The following is a 12,106-nucleotide window of genomic DNA, read 5'->3' as shown; positions in this document are numbered from 1 at the left end:
TCAGGGAAGAGAAGGGGTAAGGCATGAGTGGATTGACTGAACACGATCTCAGAATCCTTGGCAGCTATGCCAGAGATGGCAACCGCGAGCTTTACTGGAACTACCTGTCGCAGCTGCCGGGAGCCGATGGCTACGGGACGCTGGCACTGGGTGTTGTACGCAATGACAGCCTGCCGGGACGTGTAGCGAACACCTATGCACAGAACTACGCGAAGACCCAACAGGATGAGGGATCGCGTTTCTCGAATGCACAGTTGACCGAGCGGCAGTGGGAGTCCTTTGGGCAGACCCTGCTCGAAAGAGATCTTGAATTGCGGCAGCAGTGGATGAACGAGCGCCGCCCAGACCTGGCACTGAATCTTCCCGGCAAGGATGTGATGCTGGCGCACGATCGTGCGTTTGAACGGCATGAACTCGACCCCAATTGCTGGACCCCGCGTGTGCTGCTGGAAGCGGCCGAACAGAAGAGCGGCCCCGCGAAGCTGGAACAGATCTGGACCAACATGCTCAACAACGACTATGCCGGGGGCCCCCGCGTAGGCAACACCAGCGTCGATGCCATCAGCCAGATGGGATGGACGAAGGGTGGCCAGTACCTGACCCGGTTGAGCGTGCTGGAAGCCACCCAGGCACTGGAAGGCCGCTCAGCGGTCGATCCGAACGTCATCGGTGGCAACAGCTACTACGCGATGTACTTCGAAGCGGACAGGAAGTGGGCCAGTGTCAGCGCGGGTGGCGGCCACATGTCGCTGCGCGAGATCACCGACCCCGCCCGCATCGCCGAACTCAACGACGCTCGCGACGTCCGCCTGGAGCGACAGGAGAAACGTACCCGGTTCCACCCGGATGACCCGTATCGGACCATAACCCGCAGCCCGCTTACCGCCGCAATGGACGACATGCCTGATCCCTCACTGGCACCGACCCGCCTGGCCGATATCCGTCCAGGCCACCGTGAGTACGCACTGATGCAGCAGGTGCGCGAAGGCGTGGCCGCGATCGATGCCAGCGCCGGGCGTACCCATGATGAGGGCAGCGAGCGTCTTGTGGCGAGCGTGATGGCGTTGGCCCGCCGCAACCAGCTTGAACGTGCCGACCATGTGCTGCTGAGCGCCCAGACCGCCGACAGCCCCGCAGGGCGGAACGTGTTCGTGGTGCAGGGCGGGATGAACGATCCCGCGCACCTGCGCGTCTCGATGCCCACTGACTTGGCGGTGCAGACCCCGGTTGCGCAGTCGCTGCAGCAGATCGAGGCCGCCAGCCTGGACCGCCAACCGGCGGCTGTGCAGCGGCAGCAGGACATTGACGTGCAGGCTCGCGAGAGCCCTGCGATACGGATGGGGTGAAATCACTGCGCCGGGCCGCCAATGCCAGCCCCCGGATGGGGGCCGGCACGCATCACGGCAACGCGTGACTTACGGGATGGTGCAGCCGCTGTTTCTCAGGCAACGTGCAAACGCCGGGTAGCAGACGTTCTCACCATTGCCCGCCGCCAGACAAGCATCGTAGGCGGTGTAGCACGGGGTACAGCGGGACTGCGCGGAGGCACTGCCGATTCCCAGGGTCAGTGCAGCAGCCGCAATAGCAACAGACAGCTTGAATCCAATCTTCATGCTTCACTCCGTTGATAGCCCTCCTTGGGCACCTCGGAGGCTATCGTGGGAAACGGGTGTATTCAACCCGCACCGCGCCCGGATGGGTATCCATCTTCAGCACCCCGCCCTGGATTTACTTTGTTGGCGCGTCTGCAGTCTGAGCGGCCACCATGGCTTGTTGCATCTCTTTCAGCGACAGATAGCCATCACCATCGGTGTCCAGGCCCGCGAAGTACTTCGCGATCTCCGGCACCACGTTGGCTTCCTCCTTGCTGATCCTGCCGTCTTTGTTCCTGTCCATCGCGGAAAACGCGGCGTCGATGGAATCGGCCTGCTTGCTGAAACGTTCCTGCTGAAATTTCGCGTACTCTGTCTTGTCGACGCGTCCGTCGTTGTTGGCATCCATGGCGGTGAATGTGGCGTCGATGTAGGCCTGCTTCGGGTCGGCCGGTGAGGCCTGGGCCAGCAACGGGGCAGTGCACAGGGCGATCAACAGAGTGATCCTGGTCATGGGTGATTCTCCTTGAAAATTGCAGATCAGCGGCAGGGATAGGTGTAGCCGTCGGCGCCGCGATAGGTGTCGTTGCGACGATCGTAGTTGCCGTAGCGGTTCATGCAGTAGTCGGCGCGCTCGCGGGTCTCGCGCTCGCGTTTGGCGGCAGCGGCAATCACGCCGGCCACCACCGCTGCACCTACCACGCCCACCACGACACCGGCGGTCTTGGCATCGTGCCGGCGCTCGCGTTCGCGCTCATGATTCCGCTCACGTTCGCGCCGTTCCCATGCATCGCGCTCCCGATCGCGGTAGTCCTGGTTCCACTGCGGGTTGTAGCGGTCGCCACGCTGCGCATGGGCGTCGCCGGCGTACGGCATCAACACCAGCTGCGCAGCGACCGCCAGAATCAGCGCGGTTCTTCCTGTCTTCAGAAACATCGTCCAGCTCCTGTGCGGACATCGTTGGTAGCCGTAGTACACCCCGCAGACATTGCGCGAACCTGCCGTCAGGGCGAGCAATTGCAGCGGCTATCGAACCAGCGCCTCCACAGGATCCAGCTGTGCGGCACGGCGTGCCGGCAGGAAGCCGAAACCAACGCCGATCAGGCTGGAACACACGAATGCAGCCAGAATCGAATTGACGGAGAACACCAGGCTGAAGCCCGCATCGGCCAGCTCCATGACCGCGCCCAGCGCCAGCGCCACGCCGATGCCGAGCACGCCACCGAGCAGGCAGACCAGCACCGATTCGATCAGGAACTGCTGCAGGATGTCGCTGCGTCGCGCGCCCACCGCCATGCGCACGCCGATCTCGCGGGTTCGCTCGGTCACCGAGACCAGCATGATGTTCATGACCCCGATTCCGCCCACCACCAGTGCGATGGCAGCGATGGAGCTGATCATCATGGTCAGGATGCCGGTGGTCTGTTCAATGGATCTACGGATCTGCGCGTTGTTGCTCATGTAGAAATCGGTGCTGCCGTGGCGGCGAGTCAGCAGTCGCGCGATGGCCTGCTCAGCCGCTTCCATGCTGATCGCATCCGAGACGCGCACGGTGATGCTGGAGACGTGGCTCTGCCCCAGTACGCGCGCCATTGCGGTGGTGTAGGGCAGCCATACCCGCAGCAGCGATGCATCACCGGCCGCACCGGCGTCCTTCTTCACCACACCCACCACGCGCACTGGAACATTGCCCAGCAGCAGGGTCTGCCCGATCGGGTTGTCGGTCGCGGCGAAGAAGCGTGCGCGGGTATTGGCGTCGATCACCACCACCTGCTGGTAGCCGGCCACGCCGGGTGGACCGAAGAAGGCGCCCTCGCCGAGCTTCAGGCCATGCACGCGGAAGTACTGCTCGCTGACGCCCTGCACCTGCACACTGGCAGAGCGGTTGCCGCGCAGGGCGGTGCCGCTGGTGGCAACACCCGGGGTGGCGCTGTCCACGAATGGCTGCCGGGCCAGGGCCACGCTGTCGCCGGGGGTGAGTGTTTCCACCCGCGCCGAGTGCAGGTCGCCAAAACCGGAACCGGGATGGATCTCGATCGTGTTGGTACCCAACGAGGAGATGTTGGACAGGATGGCCTGCCGTGCACCGGTGCCCAGTGCTACCACCGCCACGACCGAAGCAATGCCGATGATGATTCCGAGCATGGTCAGGAAGGTGCGCATGCGGTGGGCGTTCATCGCGCGCAGTGCCATGCGGAAGGCTTCAGCGAACCGGTCCCGCCAGACCTGCCAGCCGCTGCTACCCACGGATTGGGGCACGGCTGGCGTCGCCACGCCCGCTGCCAGAGGAGTACCGGTTGCACGATCATCCACGATCCGCCCATCGCGGATTTCGATGATGCGCTGCGCATGCTCGGCCACGGCCATGTCATGCGTGACCAGCACCACGGTATGACCCTCCGCGTGCAGCTCGCCGAGGATCTTCATCACCTCTTTGCCGGAATGCGTATCCAGCGCACCTGTGGGTTCGTCGGCGAAGATCACCGCGCCACCATTCATCAGCGCACGCGCAATCGAAACGCGTTGCTGCTGGCCGCCCGAGAGCTCGCCAGGGAGATGCTGCATACGCTCGCCCAGACCCAGCCGCGACAGAAGGGTGGCTGCCCGTGCATGGCGTGCTTCGGCAGGCATGCCGGCGTAGATCGCAGGCACCTCCACATTGCTCAGTGCAGTCAGATCGGTCAGCAGGTGGTAGCGCTGGAAGATGAAGCCGAAGTGCTCGCGGCGTAGTTCGGCCAGTTCATCAGGCGACATCTGCGCGGTCTCGCGCCCGGCGATCTGATAGACGCCGGCGGAAGGGCGATCCAGGCAACCCAGGATGTTCATCAGCGTGGACTTGCCCGAACCGGATTGGCCTACGATGGCCACCAGTTCACCTGCGTGAATATCCAGGTCAATGCCGTCGAGTACCACCAGTGTCTGCTCGCCTGCGGCAAATTCACGGCGTACGCTGCGAACGCGCAGCAGTGGCTCGGTCATTGTCATACTCATTTGGGTTGCGCGGGTGCGCTGGTGGCTTCGTCGTTGGCCTGCGCCAGCACGACCTGTTCGCCTTCCTTCAGCCCGTCGCGTACTTCCACCTGGATCTGGTCATCCAGCCCGGTGATGATGCGCCGCGCGCTGGCGCGGCCGTCGGCACCACGGACCTGCACGCTGTAGCTGCCATCGGCGGCGCGCGCACCCAATGCGGCCGAGGGAATGGTCAGTACGTCGTTGGCGCGGCCCAGCACGATGCGAACCTGCGCGGTCATGTAGCTGCGCAGGCGGCCATCGGGGTTGTCCACGTCGAACTGGCCGTTGTAGTACATGGCCGTGCGGCTGCCACCCGACACCGCCGGTGCGGCGAGGCTGGAACTGTCTTCGTTGGTGATCGATTCCGGTGCTGGCGCTATATCCCGAAGCCTGCTGCTGTAGCGGCGGCCGGCATCACCAAGAATGGTGAAGAACGCCTCCTGCCCAACAGCGGTGTGTACGACGTCAGCCTCGGAGATCTCGGCGTACACCGTCATCACGTCCTGATTGCCCAGCATCACGATGGTCGGTGCGCTCTGCACCGCATTCACGGTCTGCCCCTGGCGCGCGACCACGGCCAGTACGGTGCCGTCGGTGGGGGCGGTGATGCGGGTGTACTCCAGATTGGTCTGCGCGACATCGACGTCGGTCTGTCGGCGTGCAACTTCACCGTCCAGCGCGGCGATCTGTTCACGGGTGGCGTCGACCTTGGCCTTGGCTGCATCGAAGTCGGCGCGGGCCACCAGTTGCACGGCAGCCAGTTGCTGCTGCCGATGCAGTGTCAACTCGAACTGGCGCAGGTCGGTGGCCAGTGCATCGCGGTTGGCGCGCGCGGTGCGCTGTGCGGCCTGCGCGCTCAGCAATGCATTGCGCTGAGTACGCGAATCGATATCGGCGATGGGATCGCCGGCTTTCACTTTGTCGCCCAGTTTCACATGCAGGGTGTCGATGCGGCCGGAGACCTGCGCACCCACGCTGACCAGCCGCGAGGGCTTCAGCGTGCCAGTGGCTTCCACCACCTGTTCGATGTTGCCTCGAACGACGGGTGCAACCTGCAGTTGCGGTGGTGGTGTCGGCCGCAACCATGCGAACAGAATCAGTGCGCTGCACAGCAGGGCGGTAGCAATCATGAGCGCGCGGCGGCGCTTGCGTGGTGCGGCGCTCATCGTCGCAGCATCCAGTAGAGACAGGTCATCGCGGGTCCTCGCGGCAGTAGATACACACGTCTGGCGTGGCAGACGTGGTTGGCCGTCGAGTCTCGATGCGCTGGGTTGCGTGAACCTTGCGGGGCTATCGCTGTGTCAGCGTGCGGCAGGAAGGGCGAGCAATGCTACGGCGATGAACTGCAGGGCGCTACCGAGAACCAGCAGTGCATTGCGCAGCCGGTGACCTGCCAATCGCGCAGCGAAGAGTTGGCTCACCGCGCCGGCCAACAACCAGAAGAATGCTGGAACAGGCAGCTTCGTCACCCCTGCACCGATGCTGATCAGCAGCGCGCTGGCAATCATTATCCCAGCGGCATGACCATCCAGGACACGCAGCAGTGGTGGCATCGGGCGCGAGGTTGCCGCGCGCCATGCCGCCAACCCATGCAGCGCGGCATGCACGGCAACGAACAGGAGCACAGCAGCGACCGCCGCTGCGCTCGCGTGCCTGTACGTTGAAGCCACCAGTGCAATGCCGGGCAGCAGTAGGAACAGGACGCCGAACAGCCGCATCAATACACCTGCGCGCTCGGTTTCGGGAACTGCCCGCAGCCAATGCGGCCAATGTTCCAGGCCGAGCGCGCGGCCACTACGCGGGCGCCGATTCCACGCGGCAGCGGTAAGGCCCGGCGAATTCCGCGGTGGCACAGCGCGCGTGGAAGAGGACGGTGGCGGAGCTCCCTGGGTCACATGCAGGCTTCCTGTCAGATCGGAACGCGGTGGCACGGCAGGTGCCACACCCCGATGCTGTGCAGCGAACATTGCCGCAACCTTGCCTGTCCTCGCTACCGGCATCGCATGGACAGGTGCCAGTTACACAGGTGCACGCGGTGTGTTCAGTGCTCCAGCGGTGGCGCGCTGGTCACGCCCGGGTGCAGTGGAAACTCGACTCGGATCAATGCACCACCGCCAGGCGCATCCAGAATCGTGACGTGGCCGCCGTGGCGGTCGATCACCTGGCGCACCAGGTTCAACCCCAGTCCTGCGCCTGTCTGCCGTGGCCGCAGCCGCTGGAAGGGTTCGAAAACCCGTTCGCGCTGGTCGACCGGTATGCCGGGGCCGTCGTCCTCGACCTCCAGGCAGCTGCCCTGAACGCGCACGATGATCTGGCGTCCGCCATGTTCGGCAGCATTCAGCACCAGGTTGGAGATTACCCGCTCCACTGCGCCGGTCTCGCCGAACACCGGGAAGTGCGATTCCACCGCCACGGCTACGGTCTTGTCCGACTGGATCAACAGCGGCGCCAGATCGGCGGCCACCCGTTTGGCCACCCGCGCCAGGTTGATGGTTTCCTTCGGCCCGTCTTCGTCCATGCGGTGCAGATCCAGCAACTGCTCTGCCAGCGTCGCCAACCGTGCCACTTCCACGGCCAGGTTGCGCGAGGTGGCGTCGTCGGCCGCATCGACCTTCACCCTCAGAATCGCAATGGGGGTGCGCAGCTCATGCGCGGCGGCGGCGATGAAGCGGCGTTGCCGCTCGTGCCCCTCGTCCAGCCGCTCCAGTGCTTCATTCACCGCCGTCACCAACGGAGCGATCTCCACCGGCACCGCGGTTTCTGTCAGGCGGACACCGCGCCGACTGGCGGAGATGTTGCGGGCTTCCTGGGCGATGCGCTCCACCCCGGCCAGAGCTCGTCTTACGATGATCGGTGTCAGGACGACGGTGGCCAGGCCCAGCAGCAGGAAGATCGGCAGGGTGATGATGTGTGCCGCCAACGCCATCTGCCAGGTCAGCGTATCGGTTTCGCCGTGGGCCATGATGGTCAGCTTGCCGGCCGGCCCGCTGTGCTGGCGGACCACGACGGCCAGGCCATCGCTGCGGTCGCGCCCGCGCAGGTCGCCAAAGGGGATGCCATCCAGTGCGCCTACCAGCGAGGCATAGGCCGGCGGCACAGGCCCGAACGTAACGTGGTGGCCGTGCTCATCCTCGGCGATGAACCATGCACCGGGAACGACCTTCAGCAGTTCGGCCAGTTCCGGCGTGTTCTGCACGTAGAGGTCGCCATTGCGGTCGCGGCGCACCGCGTCGGCCGCCACCGGTGCGAAGGTCTGGATGGTGTAGTAGCCACCGCTGTCGGCACGTATCAGCACCATCAGCAGCGCGAAGAACGCCACCAGCAACGCCAGCAGCTGATAGATCAGCGTTTTGACGATCAATGGGCGCTTCAGCGAGGGACGACGCGCCATTACTTGGCTTCCCGCATCAGATAGCCGACGCCGCGGATGGCGTGGATCTCCACCCGGGCATCGGCATCGGCCAGCTTGCGGCGAAGGCGCGAGACGTGCGAGTCGAGCGTGTTGGAATGGATGCCGTCATCGAATCCATACACCGCCATCTCAATCGATTCGCGCAGCACGGTGCGTCCCAGCCGCCGGGCCAACGCGGTCAGCACACGGATCTCGCGACGCGGCAGCTCAAGCCGTTGCCCGCCCACGCTGGCTTCACCCGATGCCGGGTCGAACACCAACCGGCCGATGCTGACCAGTTCCACCTGCATGCCGCTCGGCCGGCGCCCTGCAGCGCGGATGCGGGCGAACAGTTCCTCAAGTGCGAAGGGCTTGGTCAGATAGTCGTCCGCGCCCTCATCCAGGCCGGCGATGCGGTCCGGCAGCTGCCCCAGCGCGCTCAGCACGATGATCGGCACCCCTGGGTTGCGCTCACGCAGCAGGGAAATCAATCCCAGCCCGTCACCGTCGGGCAGGGTGCGGTCCAGCAGCACCAGATCGTGCGATCCGCACAGGGCCGCTTCGCGGGCCAGTGCCAGCGTGTTGGCCAGGTCCACCACGTAGCGCTCGCGCTGCAGGGCGGATTTCAGGGTGGCGGCCAGTTCGGCTTCGTCTTCGATCAGCAGGATGTGCATCGGCAGGGCTTGGGCAGGAAGGGGCGTGGCAGGGCGGTTCGGCACGCGCCGGCACCGTATTACAGGAACATTGCGTGAACATGGCGTGCCTTCCCGATCTTCCGCACGGCTGTGGTGACGCAGGAAACACGCTGTCGGCGCAAGGTTCGCGCAATCCAGGCACTCCAGCCTTGGCGCCCACTCGCTGCCCCCCAATCCCTGGAGTACCCATGAAGTTGTTCGTTCCGTTGTTGCTCGTGGCCGCGTTGAGTGGCTGTACCACCGCGAAGATGACCGTTACCCCTGATGGCCGGCGCGGCGTCTCCATCGACTGCAGCGGCTCCAGTTCCTGGAGTGGCTGCTACGAAAAGGCCGGGCAGATGTGCCCAGGCGGCTATGTAGTCTTCAGCAAGGATGGCGACGACGGCAACGCCATCGCGGTGGGCAACAAGAACGGCTTCACCTCCACCCAGTTGGCCACCCGCTCGATGCTAGTGGCCTGCTCGCACTGACACCAACAGGGGAGGTGGGTTGCCACCTCCCCATCATCACCGCCCCCAGCCCTGCGTCAGAAGCTGTAAGCCGCCTGCATATACACCCGCCGTGGCTCGCCCGGGAAATGCCCGTTGCGTTCGATGAAGCCACTGGCCGCGTACACCTTGTCGAACAGGTTCTTGACGTTGGCCTGGAACTGCCACTGCTTCCATGTGGTCTTCCAGCTCATGTCGAACACGGTGTAAGCCTTGACCGTCTGCCCGTCCAGGCTGACGCGCTCACCCACATGGTCAGCACCAAAGCCGATGGCCGAATTGATCGACGGCAGGTCGTAGCGCGTCCACAGACCCAGCTTGTTGCGCGGCGCATTGGCGAATCGGTCGCCGGAAGCGTTGGTGATGCCGTTCGGGCCTGCGTCCTTCACCCGCGCATCGTTGTAGGCGTAGGTCAGATTCAGCACCCAGCGCTCGGTGAGGTCGGCCAGCAGATCCAGCTCCATGCCGGTACTGCGCACCAAGCCCAGCGCGGCCAACTGGTTCACGCCACCGATCACTTCGCCGGTGGCCTGCACGATATTGCTGCGGTCGATCCGGTAGGCGGCCATGTTCAAGGTCACACGGTCGGCCAGCAGGGACTTCATGCCCACTTCCCACTGCTTGCTGCGTTCTGCATCGAACGGCCCGCCAGCGGCGGGGTTCTGGTTGGCAGCACTCTGCGGTACGAAGCCGCTGGCCACATTGGCGTAGACATTCAGGCCTTCGCGGACGGTGAACGTGCTGCCCAGCCGCCAGCTGAGGTCGTTGCCATCCACGCTGCTGCCGGCAATGCGGTCGTCGTCCTTGAAGCCATCCCAGCGCAACCCGGCCAGCACATGCCAGCGTGTGCCCAGTGCCAGCTCGTCCTGCAGATAGCCGCCATAGCGCTTGCTGCGGGTGGACGTGCTGCGCCAGGGCAGGGCCGCCAGGTTGTAGTCGTGCCAGGTACTGGCGCCGTACACGGGATTGAACAGGTCGATACCGCGCACCGGCCCCGCACCACGGGCAAGGTCGGCGCTGTTGGCGGTCTGTGCAGTGAAATCCGCATCCAGCTGGTACACATCGGCACCGAACAACACCTTGTGCTCAACCGCGCCGGTCGTCACCCGCCAGACTGCATTGCCGTTGGCAGTGAATGCTTCGTTGTCGCGGATCTGGTTTCGCAGCTGGCGGGTCATCCACTCGGCCACGCCATCGCGGTCACGATCGATCAGGCCCATCGGCTCGTGGTACATCTGGTGCTCGTTGTTGCTGAACCAGCGAGCGGCGAAGTCCACATCCAGATTGTCACGTGGTGCGAAGCGGTACTGCGCCAGCGCCACTTTGGCGCGCATGTCGAGGAAGTCGCTGGCCTCGTTGTGGTTCCAGCGGCGGTCGGTCAGGAAGGTGCCCGCATCATTCACCGGCACGCCGCGCAGGCGGTTGCCGCCGAGGTTCTGGGTGATGTCGGTGAACTGCAGCACCAGCTCGCCGGTCTGGCCGATGTCGAAGGCCAGCGAGGCGTCGCCGATCACGCTTTCGCTGTCGGTGTTCCAGCGCACGCCCTTTTCACTGTCGGCATACAGCCCGGCGCGATAGCGCGCGCTGCCGGAGGCATTCAACGGCCCGGTACCCTCGATCGATCCGGCACGGAAGTTCTTGTCGCCCAGCTGGATCTCGATGTTGCGTCCGGCACTGGCTTTCGGTTTGCGGGTTACATAGTTGATGACGCCACCTGCATCACCACCGCCATACAGCGCACCTGCCGGTCCCTTCAGCACTTCCACGCGCTCGATGTTGAACAACTGCGGGACCGAGAAACCTGCATACGGGTCGCCGCGCAGGCCGTCATACAGCACGTTCTCCTGGCGGAAGCCGCGCAGGGTCACCCCGGCATAGCTGAAGTAGCTGATGCCGCTGATGCTGCGATAGAGGTCGGTCACCTGACGCGCGGCCTGATCGTCGATCAGTTCACGCGGGATGACCTGGATCGATTGTGGGACCAGCTCCAGCGGTGTATCCGTGCGGGTGCCGACCGCAGCATCGTCCACCCGGTACAGGGTCTGTGCACGTCCGCGAACTTCGACCTTGTCCAGGTCCTTTGGCGCGGCAGTGGAGGGCTCGACAGCATGGGCAAGGGTTGCCAGGGGCAGGATCAGTGCCAGGCACAAGGCGCGTTTCAGGGGCATTGGAAAAGGCATCGGGAGAGGGGGGGTGTGTCTGCAAATGAGAAAGATTAGCATTTGCAACACTTCGTGACCTATCCCCCGAATGCGTTATGGACGCGCGCCGGGGTCCGTATACGGGGTGCCCGCCATGGCCACCAGTACCCCGGTGGCGCCGCGCACGATCAACTGCAGCATGGCCTCACGCGGGTCCTCGCCCTGCAGTTGGCTTGCCAATCCCTTCTCATAGGCCGCCACCATCGACGCCAGCAGCATGGCCGCGCCCAATCGCGCTTCGGCGTCATGTTCTGGCCGGCCGGCAGCGTCGGCCATCAATCGCGCCAGGTCGTCAGTCAACTGCGCCTGCAGCCGTCGCGCGTGCGCGACCAGTACCGGGCTCTCCGCCACGGTGCCCCAGAAGGCGGCAGCGCCGGCATTGATGCGCAGCAGCGGATGGCCAGCCTCCAGCAACTCGCGCACCAGTGACTGGAAGGCCGCCAACGGGGTCATGCCGCTGCGCGCCATCATGCCCTCGCGCAGCAGCATGCGCGCCTCCTCATCGCGATCGAACACCAGGTCTTCCTTGCTGGCGAAGTAGTTGAAGACCGTCTTGCGTGAGACGCCCGCGGCTTCGGCGATTTCGGACATGGAGACGGCCTCGAAGCCACGCCGGATGATCAGCTCGGTGGCGACGCCCGAAATCGCTTGTCGGGTCTCGGCCTTGCGTTGTTCGCGACGACCTGGAGGCGGGGTCATGGGCGGTTCACTTGTGGAAACGTACACC

12 protein-coding genes are annotated in these 12,106 nt (G+C 64.7%); 2 read left to right on the top strand and 10 right to left on the bottom strand.

Annotated features, from left to right (window positions below; all coding sequences use genetic code 11):
• The first annotated feature begins 23 nt into the window (after positions 1–23).
• Complete coding sequence (locus tag AC5O77_RS10295) at positions 24–1,346, top strand: Smlt3024 family type IV secretion system effector (protein WP_478056861.1); 1,323 nt, start codon at positions 24–26, stop codon at positions 1,344–1,346.
• Positions 1,347–1,415: 69 nt separating this feature from the next.
• Here the strand turns inward: AC5O77_RS10295 and AC5O77_RS10290 are convergent, their stop codons facing one another.
• The 8 genes from AC5O77_RS10290 to AC5O77_RS10255 form a co-directional block, all read right to left on the bottom strand.
• A complete protein-coding gene (locus AC5O77_RS10290) occupies positions 1,416–1,613 on the bottom strand; it encodes a hypothetical protein (protein ID WP_080355030.1) in 198 nt (65 codons plus the stop codon).
• A 115-nt stretch (positions 1,614–1,728) separates the two neighbouring features.
• Positions 1,729–2,106 carry an EF-hand domain-containing protein gene (locus AC5O77_RS10285; RefSeq protein WP_478056860.1) on the bottom strand — a complete coding sequence of 126 codons (378 nt, stop codon included), beginning with the start codon at positions 2,104–2,106 and terminating at the stop codon, positions 1,729–1,731.
• Positions 2,107–2,132: 26 nt separating this feature from the next.
• Positions 2,133–2,528: a hypothetical protein gene (locus AC5O77_RS10280; protein WP_049398244.1), complete on the bottom strand. Its 396-nt coding sequence runs from the start codon at positions 2,526–2,528 to the stop codon at positions 2,133–2,135.
• Positions 2,529–2,618: 90 nt separating this feature from the next.
• Complete coding sequence (locus AC5O77_RS10275; RefSeq protein WP_478057013.1) at positions 2,619–4,577, bottom strand: MacB family efflux pump subunit; 1,959 nt, start codon at positions 4,575–4,577, stop codon at positions 2,619–2,621.
• 2 nt (positions 4,578–4,579) lie between these two features.
• Positions 4,580–5,770: an efflux RND transporter periplasmic adaptor subunit gene (locus AC5O77_RS10270; RefSeq protein WP_494506781.1), complete on the bottom strand. Its 1,191-nt coding sequence runs from the start codon at positions 5,768–5,770 to the stop codon at positions 4,580–4,582.
• 135 nt (positions 5,771–5,905) lie between these two features.
• Complete coding sequence (locus tag AC5O77_RS10265; RefSeq protein ID WP_478056857.1) at positions 5,906–6,322, bottom strand: hypothetical protein; 417 nt, start codon at positions 6,320–6,322, stop codon at positions 5,906–5,908.
• A 323-nt stretch (positions 6,323–6,645) separates the two neighbouring features.
• Positions 6,646–7,995 carry a sensor histidine kinase gene (locus tag AC5O77_RS10260; RefSeq protein ID WP_494506780.1) on the bottom strand — a complete coding sequence of 450 codons (1,350 nt, stop codon included), beginning with the start codon at positions 7,993–7,995 and terminating at the stop codon, positions 6,646–6,648.
• Entirely contained in the window at positions 7,995–8,669 is a 675-nt protein-coding gene (locus AC5O77_RS10255; RefSeq protein WP_277778184.1) for a response regulator transcription factor, read from the bottom strand. The genes AC5O77_RS10260 and AC5O77_RS10255 overlap by 1 nt, the downstream gene beginning before the upstream one ends.
• A 209-nt stretch (positions 8,670–8,878) precedes the next feature.
• On the opposite strand from AC5O77_RS10255, the gene AC5O77_RS10250 reads away from it, so the two are divergent.
• Positions 8,879–9,160, top strand: coding sequence for a hypothetical protein (locus AC5O77_RS10250; protein WP_478056855.1), 282 nt, complete (start codon positions 8,879–8,881; stop codon positions 9,158–9,160).
• 56 nt (positions 9,161–9,216) lie between these two features.
• Here AC5O77_RS10250 and AC5O77_RS10245 read toward each other — a convergent pair whose 3' ends face one another.
• Both AC5O77_RS10245 and AC5O77_RS10240 read right to left on the bottom strand, forming a co-directional pair.
• Complete coding sequence (locus AC5O77_RS10245) at positions 9,217–11,358, bottom strand: TonB-dependent siderophore receptor (protein WP_494506779.1); 2,142 nt, start codon at positions 11,356–11,358, stop codon at positions 9,217–9,219.
• A 75-nt stretch (positions 11,359–11,433) separates the two neighbouring features.
• Positions 11,434–12,078 (bottom strand): TetR/AcrR family transcriptional regulator, encoded by a 645-nt coding sequence (locus AC5O77_RS10240; protein WP_494506778.1) that lies wholly within the window; start codon positions 12,076–12,078, stop codon positions 11,434–11,436.
• Positions 12,079–12,106: the final 28 nt, after the last annotated feature.

It is taken from the genome of Stenotrophomonas sp. INTA L402-1, assembly GCF_059295135.1.
The sequence above is the reverse complement of the archived record's forward strand: the minus strand, read 5'-3'. Positions and strand labels throughout refer to the sequence as shown.